We start from the raw sequence: 22477 nt of genomic DNA on the forward strand, positions 1-22477 counted from the left end.
AATTCTTTCGAATATCTGGCGCATCGGTTTATGAAACAAATCTATGTGTGCTCTATTTTAAAAATCTAAATAATCCCATTTCCCTCGGTAAGCCCTACCTTTCAGATTATTCGCAAATGGGCTATCAAACTGCTCCTTCTTAGGATCCCATTTTATCGGTTTTTGCAATTGATAAGCAATATTTACCGCATTACAGACCGTCGCTGTACGATGTCCGATTTCTACATCACAAATTGGCTTAGAACGCTTCTTTATCGCATCCACAAAATCCTTATAATGGTTTTCTGAATAGTAAACCTTACGATTCTTCTCTGGAATTTCCAGCTTTGGCAAATCAGCCTTGTCGGACCTCAAAAACTCCCTAGCCACTTCTATCTTTCCTTCCGTACCTAGAAACTGAATAGCATTGAAACTCCCCCAGGATTTATGATGAACTTTTACCCCATTTTTATAGGTAAAATATAAACCTTCTTTGGCCATTGGAATTTCCGGTGGTGTAAAGGACACTGGTCCGGAATGATCCATATCTAATGCCCACTGAACAATATCAAACATATGTGCTCCCCAATCGGTCACATAGCCACCGCCAAAACCATGATACAAACGCCACATCGCCCATTCTGGTGCCCCTAATAATGGACTCAATATCGGATTGTAACCTCTGTATAAGGAGGGACCAACCCAAGAATCCCAATCCAAATGCGCTGGGGATTCTAATGAAGGTAAATCGCATTCCTTGACAGGTTCTCCTATTGAAACATTGACCTCTGTGATTTCTCCTATATAACCATTGCGAATGAGGTCTGCTGCCTGCCGAAAATTATATTGAGAACGCTGCATACTTCCTGTTTGCAATACACGCTTATATTTTCGGACAGCATCCACCATGGCCCTTCCTTCATCAATCGTTAAGGCCAAAGGCTTCTCACAATAAATATCCTTTCCAGCTTTCGCACTATCCACGACATGCATCGCATGCCAATGATCAGGTGAAGCAATTATGACCGCATCAATATCTTTCCGCGCCAATAAATCCCGGTATTGACCATAGCCTTCTACCGGATGACCCGATTTGGATGCATTTAATTTATTCGCTGAACCTATAAAATGATTTAATTTCGAACTATCAACATCAGCAGCGGCAATGACCATCGTCTCAGGCAATTCCATAAAGCGACTTAATAAGCCTCCTACCTGCTTGCCTACTCCGATGAACCCCAGATTTAATCGATCACTTGGCGCTAGAAATCCATTCCCACCCAAAACATGTCGAGGCAAGATGCTAATTCCCGCTGCAGCCAAAGCAGTTTTGCCGATAAAATCCCTTCTGTTCATGTTAGGTTTAAGATATTTTTATTAGCGAATAGGTTTAATTAGGCTAAATGTAGTAAATCGGTTTATTAATTCAAAATTTCGCTTAATTTTTTATGTTTTTTTATAAAAATAATAACAATAACACTTGCCTAGCAGAAGTTAATATAAAATCTTATATTACATCGAAAAACGCTACAAAAGCATTTTTCTGCAATAAATATTAAAATAAACCAAATGGTTAAAGACGATAAAATTAGAAATTCATTTGCCAATAAAACTTGGCAAGAAATAAAAGTAAAAGACTCCTGGCAAATCTTTAAGATCATGTCAGAATTTGTAGATGGATTCGAAAAACTAGCTAAAATCGGTCCCTGTGTTTCAATCTTCGGCTCTGCTAGAACCCCAGACGAACATAAATATTATCAAATGACCGTTGAAATCGCTAGACTACTTGCCGATCGCGGGTACGGTGTTATTTCAGGCGGAGGACCCGGAATCATGGAAGCCGCAAATAAAGGCGCTTATAATGCCGGTGGAAAGTCCGTTGGATTAAATATCGAACTCCCGCATGAACAATTCCATAACAGATACATCGACCGCGATAAACTCCTGGAATTTAATTACTTCTTCGTAAGAAAGGTTATGTTTATGAAGTATTCCCAAGGTTATATTGTATTACCTGGTGGATTCGGAACCATGGATGAGCTATTCGAAGCTGTAACTCTAATTCAAACAGGCAAGATTGCTCGATTCCCAATTGTACTTGTAGGAACGGAGTATTGGAATGGTTTGTTCGACTGGATCAAGAATACCATGTTAGGCAATAAATATATCAGTGAAGAGGATTTGAACCTATACAGGATGGTGGATACTGCTGAGGAAGCTACGGAACATATCTTTAGGTTCTATGATAAGTATCTATTGAAGCCGAACTTTTAATAATCAAAACGCCTGGAGATTTCCAGCCTCTAATAAAACATATCAATCGCCCTATTACAAGGGCGATTTTTTTATGAAATATATCTTTGAAAAGATTCCGATCCAATTCATTTCCATAAAAAAATCCCCCGGCATAAACCGAGGGATTTGTATGATGAAAATTTGTTTAATCTTAGTTGAAGATATAACGAACACCTAATTGCGCTGACCATCTAGATGGAATATCAGACGTGAAATAAGGTTTGTTTTCATTTAAGTTACCCAATTTGTATTGAGGAATGTTTGTGTTTTGTTGGAAACTATCGAATGAAATTGGTCTAAATGAGTTATCCCAAAAACTTCCGCCACCACTGTATTGCTCACCCCATTTTTTATTGATCAATGCTCCCACATTCATGATATCAAATGAGATTTGGATAGTATTTTTCTTACCACCAACATTGGTGAATACATCTTGTAAGATTCTAAAGTCAAATCTGTGTGAGAAAGGTGCTTTATCACCATTTCTTTCAGCATATTGACCTCTTCTGCTTTTCAAGTATGGATTAGCTTCAATAAACTCGTTGAATGCATTCCATTGTTGTTCTGGAGTAACATCTCCGTTTTGTACGAATTTGATCTCAGAAGCATCTTTAGGAATGTACATCAATGAATATTGGTCACTTGAACTACCAGCAGTATATCTTCCTGGGTCACCAGCAATTAAGTATGAGAATCTAGCTCCTGATTGACCTGTATATACTAATGAAAGTGTAGTACCTAAGTGGTTTAAGTATTCTTTAGAGTAAGAAACATAACCAATGATTCTGCTTCCTGTACTGAATGGATTGTGTCCTAAAGTAATGTTGTTTGAACCATTAACAGTTGCTGTTCTGAAGAAGTTCGATTGGTTTTGTGAAGATGATCCAGAGAATAAATCTTTAGATTCTGTATACGTATAAGCCAATGAACCGAAGAAACCGCTGTTGAATGATTTCGACAATTGAGCAGTTGCTGACCAAGAGTAACCTTTGTTTACATTATCAATGTAAATAACCTGAGTATAGTTAGGCAATACTAATTTTGCATCTTTAGTAGCACCATACAATAAACGGTTATCAGCACCTTCTAATTGTCCAATAGGATCTTTCATGTTCAAGTCAGTAAATCTGAATGAACTTAAGTTCTTAGAGTACATGAATTCCGCTGTTGCCATAACTCCTCCAGGTAATTGGTAATCAACACCTAATGAAGTTCTAGCAATTTGAGGTAATCTCAAGTTTTTGTCTAACACTGAAATATTTCCGGAAGGCTTAACTTCTCCTGGGTTTTTCGGTTGGTTGTTAGGATCAGCAATGAAACCAATATTAGGAGCATTTGAACCAGCATTAAGTTGGTTACCACCCAATAATGCACCACTTTGAGTGTATGCACCTGCAGACCATACAAATGGGAAACGTGAAGTAAAGATACCAACACCACCACGAACGATAGCTGTACGGTCACCCTTAACATCCCAGTTGAATCCTAATCTTGGAGACCACATGAATGTCGCTTTTGGCATTCTGTTAGTCATTACATCATATCTTTGTGCTAAGATAGAGTTGTTGAAATCTGTGTTTTCCAATGGATCTGTAAGATAAATAGGAATATCTACACGGATACCACCAGTCAATTTCAAATTATCAGCCATTTGGTACTCATCCTGAACATAGAATCCTAACTGCATAGCTGAGAAGTCTGCTCCTTGTTTCGGATCACTTGTATTGCTATAGTTGTATTGGAAACTGGTTGCTAAACCTCTCTCGAAGTTTTCAATCGCAGTATATGGATTTCCTGTTGAAGGGTTGATATCAGAACTTGGAGAGTTACGGAAAGTATAGTTACCGAATGCACTACCAATGAAACCATTGTACATTTTGTAAAACTCGTTGTGAGTACCAAATGTCAATGTATGGTTTCCTTTGTATAAAGTCAAGTTATCTGTTAAAGTGAAGATATCCTGGTCTAACTGGTTAACAGTTGAGAATGGCTCAGCACCTAAGTTAATGTTCATACCTGAACCTAAGTCAATAGCTACTCTTGGGAAAGGATTTCCTGGAGTTGTTCTTGGCTCAGTAACATTGGTATAACCAACAACTAAATTGTTTGATAATCTATTGTTAAATCTACTGTTTAATTCTAACACCGCTGATTGCGTAGTACTTTTTCTTAAAACCGCACCATTTGAGAAGGTAAGTGAGTTTTGAGAACGATTTAAATCTGTAGCAGAACCATTAACGTAGCTATATCTAGCTGTTAATTTATGCTTGTCATTGATGTTGAAATCAAATCTCGTGAAGATCTTATCTGATTTATTGTTGGATTCTTGAGCCAAGAAACTTCCTGGATCATATCCTAATTGACTTGCTTTATCAGCAACACGTTGAACATCTGCAACAGTAAATTTAGAACCGTCAGTTCCTGGAGCGAAACTTAATGGTGTTGCGTTGCCTGTGTTCTCATAGTTCAAGAAAAAGAATAATTTATTCTGAATGATCGGACCACCTACTCTAACCCCCCATTGGTGCTCTTTGAAGTCCTGAAGTTTCGTTCTCTCTTGTCCTTCATCTAATAATGCAAATGGAGTTTTCCCAGTCAAGTTTTGATTTCTTAGGAAATAATAAACCGACCCTTTAACATCATTCGTTCCTGAACGTGTTACAGCCGAAATACCACCACCTGCAAAACCACCTGCTCTAACATCAAATGGCGCAATCTGAACAGTCATCTCTTCAATCGCATCCAATGAAATCGGAGAAACACCAGTACTTGATCCGTTTGTACCAGCACTGCTCAATCCAAATACGTCATTACTAACCGCACCATCAATGGTCAACTGGTTGAAACGGTTGTTCATACCACCAATAGAAAGTGCATCCCCTTTTACGTCTGCTTGTGGTGTCAAACGTGTAAAATCATTCAAGCCCCTTGAAATCGTAGGTAATGCCTGAATAGTTCTGTTTGAAATACTCGTAGAAGCACCTGTCTTTAAGTTTTGACCCTTCTTCACTCCTGTGATTGTGATCTCATCAATAGTAGTTGTGCTTTCACCGAATACTGGATTCAATTCAAATGAACGACCCAATTGTAAGAATACATTTTCATAAACGATTGGCTCCTGGCCAACAAAAGTAACCTCAATTTTGTAAGGTCCTCCAACACGCATCCCCGCAAGACTGAAACGTCCAGCCTCATTCGATGAACTAGTATAAACAGTTCCTGATGGCGTGTGAATAGCTTTAATAGTAGCACCTGTCGTCTTATCACCATTGGTTTGGGTGACAACTCCAGACATACTACTTGTGGTAACCTGAGCTTGGATGGTTCCATAACTTGCAAGTACCAAAGCAAAGAAAAGTAAAGATTTCTTCATACGGTTTGTTATTATTTCAGGACAAAAATAAAAAGACATATTGATTTTCAGAGTTAGTTAACATAAACTTAATATACTCATAGCCACCTTTTTGCACTTATCTGTCTTATTCGAGTAAGCAAAATTTTAAATACTGAATAGTTTTATAAACAACTACCCTATTTCATTGAAATATTCGCAATGAAACCGATTGCAATTTGATATTTTAACAAATTTTAACATTTTTCAAAATGTGGAAAAGTTTTTTCCTATTTCTCAGTATTTGACAGTTTACCCGACAACTATTTTTGAATTCTGCCCAATTCCTCCCGCTTAACATCACCCAACACCCTCCAAAAATCCCCTAAAAACAGGAATTCTAAACCCACTAATCATCAGTATTTTATTTTACAATATTTGGAAATCTTAATGAATGAAAATCTCAAGCTAAAACTCCATAAAAAAAGGGAACCAAATTATTTGATTCCCTTTTTTAAATATTTTATTTCCTAATCCAAATAGGCATAGGTAATCCCATCCCCACCCCGATCGGCATGCTCATCCTCAAACCGACTTACATGATTGTATTTTCTTAAATAATCCCGAATAAATTTTCGTAATATCCCATCGCCTTTTCCATGCACTATCTTCAATGAAGGATAACCAATCATAACCGCACGATCCAAGATCTGCTCGATTTTTCCTAAAGCATCCTCAGTTCGCATTCCTCGAACATCAACCTCCGGACTGAAGTCCGCAACACTATCTGATGAAACTGATCTGAATCGCTTCGCAGCCTTCGATTTCTCCTTACCACGCAACTTCTCGACCTTGTTCTTCTTGACAACGGTACGTAAATCTCCTAAAGCCAGAATAAGGTTATTCTTTGCTATCTCAATCACCTGCGCCTCATTTCCTGTATCGATGATCTTCACCCAATCCCCAACTTCTACTTCCGCAATCGTATCAGGTGTAGGCACTGCCTTTTTAATCTCTTTTATTTGCTTTTCCTTCAACTTATCTGAAGCATGCTGCAATCCCGCCCTTAATTTCTTGGTCTCCTCCTTTTCAGCTTGCTTGGTTTTGATCTCAGCAATGGTATTCTCGACTAATTTATTCGCATCTTTAATAATTTGCCTTGCCTCTTCCTTCGCATCTTTCATCAATTGCCGCTTATTCTCTTCTAAGTAGCTTTTCAACTCATTCAATTCGGCTTGTTGGCCAAGCATTTCTTTCTCTCTTAAATTGATGGCAACCTTAGTATCATAAACCTCTTTTTTCTCTCTTTCTAGATCAACCAATAAGGTGTCCACTTTCTTCTGCTGCACACCTATTTTTTGCTTGGCTAAATGAAGAACTTCCTTAGGTAATCCAATATTTTGAGCTATCTCAAAAGCATAAGAACTCCCTGGCTTTCCTGTTTGTAGAATATACAAAGGTTTCATCGCCTCATTATCAAATAACATCGACGCATTCTCAATACCTTCTGCATTACTTGCAAATACTTTAAGATTCGAATAGTGGGTGGTAATTACCCCGCGAATTTTCTTCTTATTCAAAACCTCTAGCACTGCTTCCGCAATTGGACCCCCGAATTGTGGATCAGTCCCTGTTCCAAACTCATCAATCAAAACCATGGTACGCGCATTTGAAAATTGCGTAAAATGTTTCATCTTGGAAAGATGCGCACTATAGGTACTTAAATCACTATCGATCGATTGGTCATCCCCAATATCTGCAAAAAACTGCTTGAATACACCTAATTTTGAGGTGGTTTCACAAGGAATTAATAAGCCAGATTGAAACATGAGTTGCAAAAGACCAACCGTTTTCATACAGACTGATTTACCACCTGCATTCGGTCCTGAAACCAATAAAACTCGATCTATCTCATCAATCTTTAAATTCAGAGGAACCACAGAATGATGACCATCCTGTTTGGAAGCCAAATACAACAAAGGATGCTTGGCATTCACCAATATCACCTCCGCTTCTTTGGAAAGCTCCGGCATCTGACCATCGATATCCAATGCAAATAAGGCCTTGGCTCTTACGAAATCTAATTTGGTCAATAAACCATGATAAGCAAACAACAAAGGAACATGCGGCCTTAACTCACTGGTCAAGCTGGTCAAAATCCTAACAATTTCCCTCCGTCGTTCAAACTCAAGATCTCGAACTTTATTATTCAGATGAAACACTTCCTCGGGTTCAATATACGCGGTTTGACCAGTAGCCGATTCATCATGAATCAACCCTTTTAATTTACGCTTGTTCTCCGCTAAAATCGGAATACATAATCGCCCATCACGAATCGTCAGACTGCCATCTGCCGTCCAACCGTTCTTTTGTGCTTGCTTATATACTGAATCAAGCCGCTTACGGGCTTCCTGCTCCGCTTTACTGATTTGTGAAGTTATCTCCAATAATAATCTTGACGCATTATCCTTTATCTTGCCTCGATCATCAATAATCTGTTCGATTTGTCGCAAGATATTCTTCTCAATTGGAAGATGCTCGAACAACAATTCAAGATTTGGATATTGCTGCGCACGATCATTAAAATATCGGATTATGGCATAGACGGTTCTCAAGGAAAGCAAAATCCGATGAAACTCCTCCTCTAATAGGAATGAGCCTTCTACCTTTGCTTTTTCAATGATCCCCTTAATAGGATAAAAATGATCCACAGGAAGCGGGGCATCATGAACCAATAAATCCTTAAATTCATTCGCCTGACGCAAGAAACGATCAATTAAATCCAATTTCACTTGTGGTTGGATCTTTTCAACCAATTCCTTCCCAGCCTCACTCAGACATTTCGCCTTGATGAGATCTTTAATCTCTGAAAATCCTAACTTTTCTACTGCGTTCTGTGGATAAATCATTTTCTATTGTACAATTGGCCTCTCACGCGGTCTGGTAACCGGTTTTAGCCTTTCGTTTCTTCTTTTAAAAGGTATAGTATCTACTTTTTGCTCCTTTAATTCTGTCGGTTCCGGTAGTTGAATACTGCTGTCCGGCTTTGTCTCACTTGGAATCGGTAAAGTAGAAATATCTGGTGTGACTGATTCTACGCTTTGCTTCTTCTCATACAGGTTCTTTCCTAAGATCGGCATTAAACCTACTGGCTCATAAAATCTTCTAGTACGCTCGGCAATTGAAACTTCACCTGTATCTCGTTGTGCATTCAAAATCATATCGTTCAACGTCTGCAACTTCATCTGCGAACGTGTCACTCTATTTATGCTATCTTGAGTCCGTACATTCATTAATGAATCCTGCGAAATATAACTCCGTTCCTTTTTTTCTAAGTTTTTCAAAACTTGATCATAGGTTTTTGACGTTAAATCTGGATTTCCAAAATAATAATCTACATTCTTGGTGAATGAAACGGAATCTAATCCATACTTGCTGAAAACCTGCTCATATAAAGGGTCCATCACCTTTTTAGCACTGTCAACGGGGATATTCGATATATAACCATCGAGAATATGGACCTCTGACATCAGCTCAACCATGTCCGCTTGAGGTAATATACCTTCAGGAACCTGCTTTTTGCAGGAAATGCTTATAAAAAACAAAGGAAGTAAACCAAGTATTAATCGTTGCATTTTGTAAATTTGTACAAAAATACAGAAAAGCTTGCATAAAGCTTTCTTAAATTCATCAATGCGAACCCTTTTTCATCATGAGTATAGCAAAGAATATTACAGAATTACAAAAAGAATTGAACCCTATTGGTGTATCATTAGTAGCAATCTCGAAAACTAAACCTAATGAAGACATCATGGAAGCCTATGATGCTGGACAAAGAATTTTCGGCGAAAACCAAGTTCAAGACCTGGTTGCTAAATACGAAAGTCTACCTAAAGATATCGAATGGCACCTTGTAGGACACCTGCAAACAAATAAGGTCAAATATATCGCCCCCTTCGTGAGCTTGATTCATTCTGTAGATTCAATGAAAGTATTAGCAGAAATCAATAAACATGCCCTGAAAAACAATCGTACAATCGATTGCTTATTGCAAATCTTCATTGCTGATGAAGACACCAAATTCGGACTTGACCATGCTGAAGCCATCGAACTCCTCCGTGATGAAGAATTTCAAGCCCTGAAAAATATCCGAATCCGTGGATTGATGGGAATCGCCAGCAATACCGAAAACGAAAAAATTGTTAAAGAAGAATTCTACGAACTAAAAATGCTTTTTGATGGAATCAAAACCACCTATTTCCGAAAAGTAGATAGTTTTGATATCTTGTCCATGGGAATGTCTTCCGATTATAAAATCGCTATTGAACAAGGTAGCAATATGGTACGATTAGGAAGTACCATTTTTGGAAAAAGAGTAATCAAACATTTTAAAGCAAAATAATGAGTTTAACAATCCGAAATGCAGTAAAAGCAGATTGCCCAAAATTATTGGAATTGATAAAGGAATTAGCCCTTTTCGAAAAAGCACCTGAACAGGTGACGGTAAGTATGCAGGAATTTGAAGAATCTGGATTCGGTGCTAATCCAGTGTGGTGGGCTTTCGTAGGAGAATATCAAGGCGAAATAATTGGAATGTCTTTATATTACATCCGATACTCTACCTGGAAAGGAAGACGTTTATATTTAGAAGATATCATTGTCACGGAAAGTATGCGTGGAAAAGGTTTTGGAAAACTCTTACTGGACCACACTATAGAATACGCCAAAGAACAAGGATATTCTGGCATGATGTGGCAAGTCCTTGATTGGAATACCCCAGCAATAGATTTTTATAAAAAATATAACACAAAATTTGACGGAGAGTGGATAAATGTTAATATCGATTTTTAAACCTTCTTATATTCCTTTTCTTGCTTCTACCCTATTTGCGGCATCGTTATTTTCTTGTCAAAGCAATAAAACTGGCGGAACTAATGTTCATAATCACCCCGTCACTTATGGAAAGGACTCCTTAGTTTTTCGAGACACCCTGATCAAAGAAATTAGCCCTTATTTCGCAGGTGATGAAGATCATATTGATACAACCTATGTAAAATTAAGCTATCCTATTTTTCAGGACAGCAGCATGAATAAAATCGTCAAGGAAAATATCCTTCTTGATAATGAGCTTACCCTAGACCAGTATGTCCACAATTTTCTAGAAGGCTATGGAAATTTTATTGAAGAAAATGAAGTAAAATACAGCATCGCTTGGCAAAAGGAAACCGATATCCAGGTTAAGATGAATAACCCCTATTTGATTATGCTCGGAAATATAACCTATGAATTCTCTGGAGGTGCTCATGGCAATAATTATACAGTCTGGAATGTATATGATGCTCAAACTAAACAAAAATTACCCCTGAATACATTTATTTCTGAAAATAAAATGAAAGAATTTACTAAAATTGCAGAAAGATTCTTTCGTAAAGAAGAAGGTTTGGCTGACAGCAGTAGCTATCAAAACGGTTATTTCTTTGAAAACGACCAATTTACACTAGCTGCAAATTATGGAATTGATAATGAAGGACTGTTATTCTATTATAATCCCTACGAGATCAAACCATATTCTGAAGGTCCAACGCTTCTAAGCATCCCTTTTGATGATATTCAGGAATGTATGACCCAAACCGGAAAGAACTATATTAGTAAAATCAAAGAGTATTACAATTCAATTCAGTAGTATAAATGCAGGTATATAAATTTGGCGGTGCCTCCGTTAAAAGTGCAGAAAACATTAAAAATGTAGTTTCAATCGTTGAAAAATATAAAGATTCATCCTTGTTAATCGTTGTTTCCGCAATCGGAAAAACAACTGATAAACTAGTGAAAATCACCGAAAGCTATATTAAACGCGATGGAGCCTGTTTTGACCTTCTTGAAAGCTTAAAACAAGAACATTTTAATATCCTGAATGAACTTTTCCCAGATCATAACCATCCAGTATACAACGATATTGCCAATACTTTCGTAGAAATTGAATGGATCCTGGAAGAAGACCCACAAGATGAATACGATTACCTTTATGATCAAATCGTTTCCGTTGGTGAATTACTCGCTACAAAAATTGTAGCCGCTTATTCTTCCTTCCAAGGATTGCCAACTCAATGGGTTGATGCACGCGATTATATCCTTACTGACAATACCTACCGCGAAGGAAAAGTAGACTGGGAAAAAACTGAAGAAAAAATTAGAAAAGACTTACCATCCATCCTGGATGAATATATCGTTGTTACACAAGGCTTCATCGGCTCAACCTCTGAAAACTTTACAACAACCCTAGGCAGAGAAGGTTCTGACTACTCGGCTGCTATTTTTGCCGCTAGCTTAAATGCGGAAAATATTACCATCTGGAAAGACGTTCCGGGCGTATTAAATGCTGACCCTAAATGGTTCGACAAAACCGAACTTATCCCTGAACTTTCCTATACCGATGCCATTGAATTAACTTATTACGGTGCAACTGTTATCCACCCAAAAACAATAAAACCTCTTCAAAATAAAAAGATTACTTTAAATGTTCGTTCATTTATTAATCCTGAAGAACCGGGTACACAAATCAAAACAACCAACCAAACACTCCCTGTACCATCTTTTATCTTTAAAGTCAATCAGGTATTTATCAATATCCAACCTCGAGACTTTTCATTTATTGTAGAAGATAATCTTAGCCATATTTTTGATGCTTTCCATCAGAATAGAATCAAAATCAATATGATGCATAATTCCGCAATCAGCTTTTCGGTAAGTGTCGATGATACAGGTGAAAATGTCTTGAACCTTCTGGAACAACTCAAAAAAAGATATAAAGTTTCTGTGGCGGCTGGCCTTGAATTAATTACTATTCGATACTATAATCAACAAACTATCGATCGAGTATTGGTAAATAAAGAAATTATTCGCGAACTTAAGGATAGTTATACTTGCCAAATGCTTGTGAAAAACAAAGATGAATAAGCACATTTTAGAAAAGGATGTACAACAATTCATTAAGGCTAATCGTGAAAAATCACCCACGGAAATAGCCTTGAAGAAAAGCCCTTTCCCTAATGTAAGCTCCGCAGAATTAGCATCGCAAATCGATGGTTGGCAACGTAGCGTCAAAAAATTGCCCACCTGGGCATACAGTGAAGGTATTTATTATCCCGACAAAATCAATCTCGAACAATGTTCCTCCGAACATACGGCCCTGATCAAACAAACTTTAATCGCTAAAGGTAGTCGAGTAATTGATTTAACAGGTGGCTTTAGTGTGGATAGCTGCTACCTTGCACAAGAAGCCGATGAGGTTATTCATTGTGAACTCAATGAAAAATTATCCGAAATCGTTGCGTATAATGCTACCATCCTAAGAGTTCCTAATCTAATCTGCAAAGCAACCGACGGCATTGAACTTCTAAAACAGTCAGAAGATGATGCCTTTGATTATATTTATGTTGACCCCTCCAGAAGGGTAAACCAAGGAAAGGTTTTCTTATTGGAAGATTGTGAGCCCAATATTGTAGCCAATCAGGAGCTCTTCTTCTCTAAAAGCAGGTACATAATAAGCAAACTTTCCCCTTTATTGGATATTAGCACTGCATTGTCAAGCCTTAAACATGTTCGCTATGTCTATGTCATCAGCTTGGATAATGATTGTAAGGAATTGCTATTTATTCAAGAGCGAGGATTTGAAGGTGAAACTAAAATTCACGCAATTCGATTATTTGCAGACCAAATTCAAACTTTCGAATTCACCTATGATGCCGAACGATCGGCCATGAGTCGTTTCTCCGAACCTCAGGATTATCTCTACGATGCCGATGTAGCCATCACAAAAGCTGGTGCCTTCAAAAGCATAGGAAAAGCTTTTGGACTCAGCAAGATTCACCAACATTCGCATTTATATACTTCCGAAAACTTCTTCCCTGAATTTCCAGGTAGAGTTTTTCAAATCCAACAGGTGCTACCCTATTCCGCTTTGAAAAAGAATAATCCCTTTGTTCAAGCCAATATAGCAACCCGCAATTTCCCAGATAAGGTAGATCTGATCCGAAAAAAATATAAAATCAAAGATGGCGGAAAAACTTATCTGTTTTTTACAACAGATAGTAACAACCAATTGATTATTATTGACTGTATTCGAATCAGATAAATCCCCCTATTTCTTATACTCACTCAAGCCTATTCGCTGAGCATTTGTATTTCCAGGCTGACCTATATAATCCGGTAATTTTGGATTCTTTGGATCATTATCCGGCTTACAATCATCTCCCCTTAATTTACAGATGGAATAGAAAAAGAAATCGTTGAGCATTTGGAAATGCTCCTTCAACCATTTGCTCTGCCCTTTCTTATCAATCGGATTGGTTGCAACTTGGATAGCCTCATTGATCCTTTCATTTTGATAAGCTTCACTCAGATACTTATCTAAATTCTCAGGTGGATTCTCATCAATATTAAAATCATCATAGATATCCATCAGGTCCTTGGTTCTATCATAAACATTTTTCAGTTTTTGAAAAGAATCTTTCGCTTCCTTGAATGAAATCTCATTGGAATTAAGCACTGAACCATCAAAATCATAAACCTTGCCGCTTTCGATGTATTGATTTATCGCATCTAGTGTAAAATCAAAATATTTTTGGTTCGATTCAACGGTTTGGGTCTCCATTCCTGGCGATTCCAAGGTATAGCTCTCTATTTGTTGAACATGACCTTTATATTCCCCTATTTCAATAGGTTTACCTGCATCTTTATAATTAACCGTCACTTTATATCCTTCATGCGAATAACTCGAAATCCTATTCTGGCTATCGTAGGCAACAGTAGCCTCCAATGGGCGGTATAAGGTTACATCCGTTGTGGAATAGCTCTGCGGATTTACTTTCATAAAGTAACCACTCTCCAAATAAGACCATTTCCCGGGATCAATCGTCACGCTACCAACACCTATGGCAGGAACACCTGTTTTTACAGCGAGATCTTCCAACTTCGCAAAGTTCATCTGCGCAGATTGCATTTCATTCCGTAAGGAAGCATAGGTATTCAATAAACTCTTCACATCTGACGGAAGATTCTGTTCGACGATATTCTTTACATTAATTTCCATCAATGCCATATCTTTTACTGAAATCAAAGGCTTTACTCGAACCTGAAAATCAGTTGGATAAGCCGAAAACTTCGTTCCGGCTTCAATACCCCAAATTAAGGTTTGAACATCAGATTGACTGATATCTGGATGTTCTACCGACTTTTCCAAAATGGAAGTAATCAACTTTTTCTGTGAACCTTCAAAGTTCGCAACCTGATACCCAGATCCTTTAGAAGGACCATAGGTTCCGGCATGTAGGCAATACGACCGCAACGTGGTTTTATAATAGCCAGGTTTTAATGAAAATGAGGAAATGGTATCTGCTGTACGATGCGCTAAAAAATCATCCATCCAATAAACCCCTGTTAGTGTATCTTTCAACGATGTACTGACAGCCTTGCCTGGCTCCCATGATAATGACTTACTTAAACTCTTAGCCCCTTTTTTTACCTTGTTAAATAGCCCATCCAAATCTTGAGCATGGGTCATCTGATTTGTGAACAAACCCAAAGCAATAACAGCTGCCAACTTTTTTACCATAGTGAAGTGTGATCTTTGTGTTCACTAAAATAAACAATCTAACCAAACTATTGAAGGTTGCTCCATTAAGTTTTTATCCCGACTTTCCTGAAAGTCCAGAAAAACCAGATTCCCTAGTAATTCCTGCTGTATTTGCTCATCTTGATACTCCGACAAATGAACAAACCTCTTACTCTCCTTATCCTGAAAAACCGAATATCTAAATCTCCTTTGATCCAATCCCTTAAAAGCTTTTAAAAACTCCTTAATCCGAACCTTGTTTTCTTCCTCGTATTCTGGAATGACCGAATATTCTACTTTTACTGCAAACATATTTCTAATTTTTTATCTCTTTATCAAACCCATTCACCTGGCTTATTCTCATCAATCCACCATGGAAATCCAGTAATTCCCTTTAATTTCAATCGTTCAATCACCTGAGCTGTATGGTGTTGAATATGTCTGATCGTATTAAGATGAAGTTCTAATCGGCTATAAGGATACCATTCAAAACCAGAGTCTGCTTCCAAAGGCAATTGCTTAATTGAATTTTCTAAGTTTTGTTCAACTTCTTGGATAAACTCCAATACTTCTTGCTTAGAATTAATCCCTAGCACCTCAACTTCTGCATTTTCCCATTCCTTAGCACCCCCCAAACTTTCAGCACCTTCAATCGCCCCAGAAAATGCCACATAGGTTTCGTAACTTGCTGATAGATACAATTTAGCACTCCAAATCGTATGATAAATCATTTGCCAATTTGGATTGTTATACTCTTTGGTATCCCATTCAGATTCTGGAACCTTCTCCGTGACTTCACGTAACATTCCTAGAACAGCTCGATATTGGGAAATTAGAATCTTAATAATACTTGTATGTTCCATGATTTAAAAATTGATATTAACAAAAGAATAACAATCAATGACAGTAGTTTGTCAGTAGATTCTTCTAACTTTTTTAACTTATGTAAAAAACTATGGGGTTTAAATTGTGGAGATTTGCAGGGGCAAAAAAATTAATACAAGTCATAACAAATACTTAAAAAGGAGATGATTTTATGAACAATATTTTAACAAAAAACAGCATAATACGTTTAATCCTAATCTGGTTAATGGTTTTCTTGTTCATGTTTTTTGGAAAAAGTATTGAAGGCCTGTATGGCAATAACATTCTAGCCATCGGAATTTTCATTCTAGTATTATTCACCATTATTGGAGCTGCATTCGGAGTCGTAAAAGAAGCCGATGAATTAGCTCATAAACTTGGTGAACCCTATGGTACATTAATTCTAACCCTATCCATCGTTTCCATTGAAGTTATATTGATTGTAGCCATGATGTTTGGCCCGGAAGATAATCCTACAATCGGAAAGGATTCCATCTTTTCGGTCATGATGATTATTATGAACCTGGTTCTGGGTTTATGTATCCTTTTAGGAGGGTTAAAATACGGTGAACAGGAATACAATTCACAAGGAACTATTACCTACCTCTCCATGATTATCATGCTGGGTGGAATTTCAATGATGTTACCTAACTTTATTGAGGGCAAAGGAAATGGTGAATTTACAAGCATTCAAGCCGGAAGTATTTCTGGACTTGTCATTCTGCTCTATGGATTCTTTTTGGCATTCCAAATGAAAGGCTATAAACACTTATATGTCCAACCTGCAGCAGGATCTATGGAAATCCCATTTAGCCAAAGAAATCAATCACAAAATACCGCTGAAGAGCAACATGCTAGCATCAGCAAAAAAGAGATCCTCTTAAGAACCCTGCTTTTGTTGGCAATGATTCTACCGATTGTATTATTATCACACAATCTGGCAACCTTGGTCGATTATGGAATCAAAGAAATGAATCTACCTCCATTATTAGGTGGTGTATTGATCGCTATTATTGTCTTTACTCCTGAATCAATGACTGCGGTGAAAGCAGCGATAAATAATGAATTCCAAAGGGCAATCAATCTTTGTCATGGTGCATTTGTTTCAACCGTTGGATTAACTGTTCCAGCCGTATTATTTATTGGTCTGATTGCCAATAAAACCGTCTTATTCGGGTTAACTGCTACCGAAACTATCCTGTTCGTGATTACTTTAATCCTGAGTATGCTTTCATTCTCCGGAAAAAAAACAGTTCCATTTGTTGGAATCATGCACTTGGTACTATTTGCCGTATTCGTAATCCTAATTTTTATCCCTTAAAACAAGATCCTTATTAAGTAATAGTATAGAATTGGAGGGAATGACTGTATCCCGAAAATATACAGCCCCCTCCTTTCCTATCAAAAAAAAGCTTCCTATCATCGTTGATAAGAAGCTTTTTTGTTTCAATTTTAAATAGAAAATAACCTGAATTCTAAATCCAGTTATTGATGTTAATATTCGATTTCTATAAGTGCTTTTAAAGGAATAAGAATCCCGTGTTTTATTTGAATGTATTTATCAGTAAGGGACCATACGGTAGTTTCAATTCGTTTCGGACCGTCCTCTGTATTGAAAACTATAGTCGTCTTGGATTTGAATTCGTTGCCCAAACGAACTGCTCCCTGTAGTTTGTTCGTAAATTGTGTTGTTTTATCCGTTTCGGCGGGGATAATTCTAAATTTATCTACGTCTTCTTTTTCAATTAGTGTTCCTGTCATTCGTCAATCAATTAAGAGGTTTAAAAGGTTAACGTTAATTTAGACAATAATATATATTTCAGCAAGATTTTAGCACAGAATATTAAATTAGTTACATTTGCAATAGATTCAGAAAATATATTAATGGGCATATTTGAAAAGGAATGGACATTGAATTTTACCCAATGTTATCCGAACGGGCAGTTGAAATACAGTGAATTAAATAATATCCTACAAATTACAGCAAGTGAACATGCAGAAAATCTCGGCTTCGGATATAAAGCTATGGTTAATGCCAGCCAATCTTGGGTGCTTAGCCGGATGTTGATCGAAATCGATAAGTTACCTCGATATACACAAAATATTACTGTCAGGACTTGGATCCAAGACTTTACTGGTAGCCGCTCCATCCGGAACTTCGAAGTATGGCTCGATGACCAGGTTTTGGTTCGCGCTAGTAGCCTTTGGGTTGTATTTAATATCAAAACCCGCCGTGCAGATATTTTTGCCCTGAGCACCGACCATATGGAGTTCTTTAGAGATAAAACTTCTACCAAAAACCTCGTCGAAAAAATTGATGGGAATGTCGATTTCCAACTCCTAAACAATTACAAGGTCAAACTTTCGGACCTGGATATCGTTTACCATGCTAATAATGTTAAATACATGGAATGGTGCTTCGATGCAATGGAACCTGAAAGAATCTTAAATGGAACCATCCATAATTTGGAAATGAACTTTCTAAAAGAATTGAATTATGCTGATGAAGTCACCATAATGAAAAGTGATAACTCCGTATTTTCTATTCAAAAAGATGGCAGAACGCATTTTCTAATGCGAATATCTGAATAGACTTAAAAATATTTTAATTCGTAATAAACAACATAAAAAAATCCCCCGAAAATTTTCGGGGGATTTTTTATACATCGTTTGGAACTAAAGAGCCCAAGCTTTATCTCCTTTTTTGTAAGGATAGTTACCATCGAATTTCCCAGGAATCTTCACATAGCGAAGTGCCTGTTTCATACCTACCTCAGAAGTAAAGAATCCGGTTAAAGTCAATTGCTTTAACATCGTGAAGAAGTGATTTGCATCCTCCTCTTTTTTATTACTTTGATATTCTTTCGCTTCTTTATCGTAGTTATTTACGAATTGTAATTTCTCCTCTGCTGAAAGTTCCGCAAATCCTTTTTTGAATTCTTTCTGCGAACGATCATCTACTCCATTCAACCCTTCCAAAAAGGCTTTTTGATCCTTCTCCTCATAGCAGTCACGGATCATAACTGGAATAAATTGTCCAACTCCTGCTTCCTTAGCACCTGGAGTCGAAGTTTTTGGAAGAATAGCTTCGGATAATTCACCTAAAAAATCAGGTGTATCACCTTCGAATAAAGATGCAACTTCTTTCGAAGCCGGTCTGGTACATCCTTGTAAAAACAAGTTCGCACCGATTACTGTACCACCAACGATGAATGCTACGTTTTTTAATGCCTCTCTTCTATTCATTGTTCTTTAATTAAAGTGTGTATTTAACATCCCAACCTTGACGGTAGTTACGTTTTACGAATTGGTTTACAATGTCAAAGTTAGTTACTTTCATCTGATCATTATCCCATAATAACTTCAAGTTACGTCCTGGATAACCGCCATCAACTCGTAAGTCTGCACCACGAATTGCTAAATTAGCCATTAATAACGCTTCTGTTAATGGTCCTGAAATCTCAAATGGAGCACTTACTTCCTTCTTGCCATAGCCTGCGATACAAGCCTCAACCCATTGTGCATAGTGACCACCTGCACCACCCGGTACACGCTCATATTTCAACGCTACATTCTCTTTTCTCGAAGTAGGTAATAAACGAGCATTGTCACCATAGGTATCTGCAAGAATCTTTCCTTTATCTCCAATTAATAAGATCCCGTTTCCTCCATCTCCAAATACTTCATTTGGACCTAATTCCTCTGGACGTGCTGGTTGAATACCACCATCCATCCAGTGTAAGGTTACTGGGCCTGTTGTTCTTTTTGCTTTCGGGAAAGTCATCGTAGCATGGCTCGATGGAGGACAGCTCTCAGGGAAATATCCACGCTTGAACTCATCTACATAAACAGATCCTACTGATGCTTGTACATCTTGAACATAGGACAACCCTAAAACACTGAAAGGAACTTCTAATAAGTGACATCCCATGTCTCCTAAGGCTCCAGTACCATAATCCCACCAACCTCTCCAGTTGAATGGAACTAATTTATCCACAAAATCCTTCTGTGGAGCAGTACCTAACCATAGATCCCAGTTTAACTCCGAAGGAACATTAGCCTTTTGCGTTGGCCATGAAATCCCTTGTGGCCATACTGGACGGTCAGTCCAACAGTAAACCGTATGAACATTCCCAATTAATCCAGCCTCGTACCACTCACGAGCTAGTCTTGGACCATCATTCGACGCTCCTTGGTTACCCATTTGCGTCACAACTTTATATTTCTTCGCAGCCTCAGTTAATACCCTAGCTTCCCAAACATCATGTGCCAATGGCTTCTGAACATAAACGTGCTTGCCTAACTGCATCGCAGCTAATGCCTGAATAGCATGGTTATGGTCAGGCGTGGACACAGAAACAGCATCAATATTCTTGTGCTCTTTGTCCAACATCTCACGATAATCTTTATAATATTTTGCTTTTGGAAAACGCTTTCTAGATGTTGCAGCACGACGGTCATCGACATCACATAAAAATCCGATATCTGCTTTTCCTGACTGATGGAATGAATTGATGTCACTCTCCCCTTTTCCACCAACACCGATACCGGCTACAACTAATTTATCACTTGGAGCAGTAAAACCTGTACCACCTAATACATGTCTAGGGACAATGCTGATACCTGCAGCTGCTATCGCGGAATTCTTAATAAATTCTCTTCTTGAATTATTACTCATAATACTATCTTGGGTTTAGTTTGTTATAAATTTCCTTTCTTAAGCTCACTAACCGCGAAATCTACCGCACGAGCTGTCATAGCCATATAAGTCAACGATGGATTTACACAACCTGCAGAGGTCATCATCGCACCATCTGTAACAAATACATTCGTAGCATCCCAAACCTGGTTATTGCCGTTCAATACCGAAGTCTTAGGATCTCTACCCATTCTCGCAGTTCCCATTTCGTGGATACCCATACCGAAATTATAACCACTATCATATGTATTCACATCTTTAACACCAATCTTCTCAAGCATCTCTTTCATCTCCTCTGTCATATCCTTACGCATCTTCTGCTCGTTATCCTTGATCTCCATGTCCATTGACAATACTGGTAATCCCCATTTGTCTTTCACATTCTTATCTAGTGAAATCTTATTCTCATGGTATGGTAGGATCTCACCAAAGGCTGTAAAGCCAACTCCCCAGTTTCCTGGCTCACACATCGCATCTTTCCATGCTCCACCTACTTGCATCTCTGCAATCTCGCCAGACCATCGACCACGACTTCCTGATCCCTGATATCCAAATCCACGTACATAATCACGCTTCTTGGTATCACTCGGAATATTTACAAAACGAGGAACATATAAGCCCGTCGGACGTCTTCCAAAGAAGTACTTATCCTCATAACCCTCTACACGACCTCCTGCTCCTAAACGGAAATGGTGATCCATCGCATTGTGACCCAACTCACCACTGCTACTTCCTAATCCACCTTCCCAAACATCTGTCGCTGAATTCATTAAAACCCAAGTTGAGTTAAATGCTGAAGCACAAACAAAGATTACCTTCGCAAAGAATTCGTAAGTCTTGTTTGTTTCCGCATCAACAATCTCAACCCCTTTCGCTTTCTTCGTATCCTTATCATAGATAATTTTCGTTACGATTGAAAAAGGTCTCAAGGTTAAATTTCCAGTCTTCATCGCTGGTGGCAAGGTGGAGGATTGGGTACTAAAATACCCCCCAAAATTACATCCTAACCAACATTGATTCTGATATTGACAGTTAATACGGCCAGTATGCGGCTTGGTAATATTAGCAGTACGCCCCATGATAAAGTGACGTGAACCGCCATATTCTTTCTTCAAACGCTCAGCTAAATCTTTCTCAACAATATTGAAATCCATTGCCGGCATGAAGTCTCCATCTGGAAGTACATCTAAACCATCACGGTTACCAGAAATACCAGCCCATTTCTCAGCATAACTATACCAAGGAGCGATATCTTTATAACGAATCGGCCAATCTACACCATGACCGTCTTTTAGGTTTGCTTCAAAATCCAAATCCCCTAAACGGTAGCTTTGACGACCCCACATTAACGAACGACCGCCAACATGATACCCTCTAAACCAGTCAAATCGCTTGACTTCCGTATAAGGACTCTCTTTCTCATTAACCCAAAAATCTAAGTTTTTCTCATTTAATGGGTAATCACGTTTTAATACCGGATAATCCTTCTCCATCTCCACGGTTCTACCACCTCTATGCGGATATTCCCAGGTGTCTTTGTTGGCATGATAATCTTTTACGTGCTCTACATTGCGACCACGCTCCAACATAATTGTTTTTAAACCCTTCTCAGTAAGTTCTTTGGCTGCCCAACCTCCACTGATTCCGGATCCAATAACAATTGCATCATATACATTATTTTCCACCATTATCTTTT

General features: G+C 38.0%; 19 protein-coding genes. 8 read left to right on the forward strand and 11 right to left on the reverse strand.

Annotated features, from left to right (window positions below; genetic code table 11):
* Positions 1 to 57: 57 nt before the first annotated feature.
* The gene (locus ACF3OC_RS13505) at positions 58 to 1335 is read right to left on the reverse strand and encodes a Gfo/Idh/MocA family protein (RefSeq protein WP_392469433.1); all 1278 of its coding nucleotides are present in this window, start codon (positions 1333 to 1335) and stop codon (positions 58 to 60) included.
* Between the two features lie 213 nt (positions 1336 to 1548).
* On the opposite strand from ACF3OC_RS13505, the gene ACF3OC_RS13510 reads away from it, so the two are divergent.
* The gene (locus ACF3OC_RS13510; RefSeq protein ID WP_182499491.1) at positions 1549 to 2253 is read left to right on the forward strand and encodes a TIGR00730 family Rossman fold protein; all 705 of its coding nucleotides are present in this window, start codon (positions 1549 to 1551) and stop codon (positions 2251 to 2253) included.
* A gap of 172 nt (positions 2254 to 2425) precedes the next feature.
* Here the strand turns inward: ACF3OC_RS13510 and ACF3OC_RS13515 are convergent, their stop codons facing one another.
* From ACF3OC_RS13515 to ACF3OC_RS13525, 3 genes are all read right to left on the reverse strand, one after another.
* Positions 2426 to 5647 (reverse strand): carboxypeptidase regulatory-like domain-containing protein, encoded by a 3222-nt coding sequence (locus tag ACF3OC_RS13515; protein WP_392469434.1) that lies wholly within the window; start codon positions 5645 to 5647, stop codon positions 2426 to 2428.
* Positions 5648 to 6135: 488 nt separating this feature from the next.
* Entirely contained in the window at positions 6136 to 8514 is a 2379-nt protein-coding gene (locus tag ACF3OC_RS13520) for an endonuclease MutS2 (protein ID WP_392469435.1), read from the reverse strand.
* Positions 8515 to 8517: 3 nt separating this feature from the next.
* A complete protein-coding gene (locus ACF3OC_RS13525) occupies positions 8518 to 9240 on the reverse strand; it encodes a DUF4296 domain-containing protein (RefSeq protein ID WP_392469436.1) in 723 nt (240 codons plus the stop codon).
* Between the two features lie 77 nt (positions 9241 to 9317).
* Between ACF3OC_RS13525 and ACF3OC_RS13530 the strand changes: the two genes are divergently transcribed.
* The 5 genes from ACF3OC_RS13530 to ACF3OC_RS13550 are packed head-to-tail and all read left to right on the forward strand — an operon-like array spanning position 9318 to position 13739.
* The gene (locus ACF3OC_RS13530) at positions 9318 to 10007 is read left to right on the forward strand and encodes a YggS family pyridoxal phosphate-dependent enzyme (RefSeq protein ID WP_182499495.1); all 690 of its coding nucleotides are present in this window, start codon (positions 9318 to 9320) and stop codon (positions 10005 to 10007) included.
* Positions 10007 to 10456, forward strand: a complete 450-nt coding sequence (locus tag ACF3OC_RS13535; protein WP_392469437.1) for a GNAT family N-acetyltransferase — start codon at positions 10007 to 10009, stop codon at positions 10454 to 10456. The genes ACF3OC_RS13530 and ACF3OC_RS13535 overlap by 1 nt, the downstream gene beginning before the upstream one ends.
* Complete coding sequence (locus ACF3OC_RS13540; protein WP_392469439.1) at positions 10437 to 11288, forward strand: DUF3298 domain-containing protein; 852 nt, start codon at positions 10437 to 10439, stop codon at positions 11286 to 11288. Before ACF3OC_RS13535 ends, ACF3OC_RS13540 begins: the two co-directional genes overlap by 20 nt.
* Before the next feature lie 5 nt (positions 11289 to 11293).
* Positions 11294 to 12562, forward strand: a complete 1269-nt coding sequence (locus tag ACF3OC_RS13545; protein WP_094255941.1) for an aspartate kinase — start codon at positions 11294 to 11296, stop codon at positions 12560 to 12562.
* Positions 12555 to 13739: a class I SAM-dependent methyltransferase gene (locus ACF3OC_RS13550; RefSeq protein WP_392469442.1), complete on the forward strand. Its 1185-nt coding sequence runs from the start codon at positions 12555 to 12557 to the stop codon at positions 13737 to 13739. The genes ACF3OC_RS13545 and ACF3OC_RS13550 overlap by 8 nt, the downstream gene beginning before the upstream one ends.
* A 6-nt stretch (positions 13740 to 13745) precedes the next feature.
* Here ACF3OC_RS13550 and ACF3OC_RS13555 read toward each other — a convergent pair whose 3' ends face one another.
* The 3 genes from ACF3OC_RS13555 to ACF3OC_RS13565 are packed head-to-tail and all read right to left on the reverse strand — an operon-like array spanning position 13746 to position 16081.
* The gene (locus ACF3OC_RS13555) at positions 13746 to 15218 is read right to left on the reverse strand and encodes a hypothetical protein (RefSeq protein ID WP_392469444.1); all 1473 of its coding nucleotides are present in this window, start codon (positions 15216 to 15218) and stop codon (positions 13746 to 13748) included.
* Positions 15219 to 15242: 24 nt separating this feature from the next.
* Positions 15243 to 15530: a hypothetical protein gene (locus ACF3OC_RS13560; protein WP_392469445.1), complete on the reverse strand. Its 288-nt coding sequence runs from the start codon at positions 15528 to 15530 to the stop codon at positions 15243 to 15245.
* A gap of 23 nt (positions 15531 to 15553) precedes the next feature.
* Positions 15554 to 16081, reverse strand: coding sequence for a DinB family protein (locus ACF3OC_RS13565; RefSeq protein ID WP_392469447.1), 528 nt, complete (start codon positions 16079 to 16081; stop codon positions 15554 to 15556).
* 173 nt (positions 16082 to 16254) lie between these two features.
* On the opposite strand from ACF3OC_RS13565, the gene ACF3OC_RS13570 reads away from it, so the two are divergent.
* A complete protein-coding gene (locus ACF3OC_RS13570) occupies positions 16255 to 17403 on the forward strand; it encodes a calcium:proton antiporter (RefSeq protein ID WP_392469449.1) in 1149 nt (382 codons plus the stop codon).
* A 173-nt stretch (positions 17404 to 17576) separates the two neighbouring features.
* Here ACF3OC_RS13570 and ACF3OC_RS13575 read toward each other — a convergent pair whose 3' ends face one another.
* Complete coding sequence (locus ACF3OC_RS13575; protein WP_094255947.1) at positions 17577 to 17843, reverse strand: hypothetical protein; 267 nt, start codon at positions 17841 to 17843, stop codon at positions 17577 to 17579.
* Between the two features lie 123 nt (positions 17844 to 17966).
* On the opposite strand from ACF3OC_RS13575, the gene ACF3OC_RS13580 reads away from it, so the two are divergent.
* Positions 17967 to 18674, forward strand: a complete 708-nt coding sequence (locus tag ACF3OC_RS13580; protein ID WP_182499502.1) for an acyl-[acyl-carrier-protein] thioesterase — start codon at positions 17967 to 17969, stop codon at positions 18672 to 18674.
* An 84-nt stretch (positions 18675 to 18758) separates the two neighbouring features.
* Here ACF3OC_RS13580 and ACF3OC_RS13585 read toward each other — a convergent pair whose 3' ends face one another.
* From ACF3OC_RS13585 to ACF3OC_RS13595, 3 genes are read right to left on the reverse strand one after another with little or no spacing between them, the layout of a single operon-like run.
* Positions 18759 to 19328 (reverse strand): gluconate 2-dehydrogenase subunit 3 family protein, encoded by a 570-nt coding sequence (locus tag ACF3OC_RS13585; protein WP_392469451.1) that lies wholly within the window; start codon positions 19326 to 19328, stop codon positions 18759 to 18761.
* Between the two features lie 10 nt (positions 19329 to 19338).
* The gene (locus ACF3OC_RS13590) at positions 19339 to 20760 is read right to left on the reverse strand and encodes a Gfo/Idh/MocA family protein (protein WP_392469453.1); all 1422 of its coding nucleotides are present in this window, start codon (positions 20758 to 20760) and stop codon (positions 19339 to 19341) included.
* Positions 20761 to 20783: 23 nt separating this feature from the next.
* Positions 20784 to 22466, reverse strand: a complete 1683-nt coding sequence (locus ACF3OC_RS13595; protein WP_182499520.1) for a GMC oxidoreductase — start codon at positions 22464 to 22466, stop codon at positions 20784 to 20786.
* Between the last annotated feature and the right edge of the window lie 11 nt (positions 22467 to 22477).

It is taken from the genome of Sphingobacterium cellulitidis (assembly GCF_043187465.1).
Classification (GTDB): Bacteria; Bacteroidota; Bacteroidia; order Sphingobacteriales; family Sphingobacteriaceae; genus Sphingobacterium; species Sphingobacterium cellulitidis.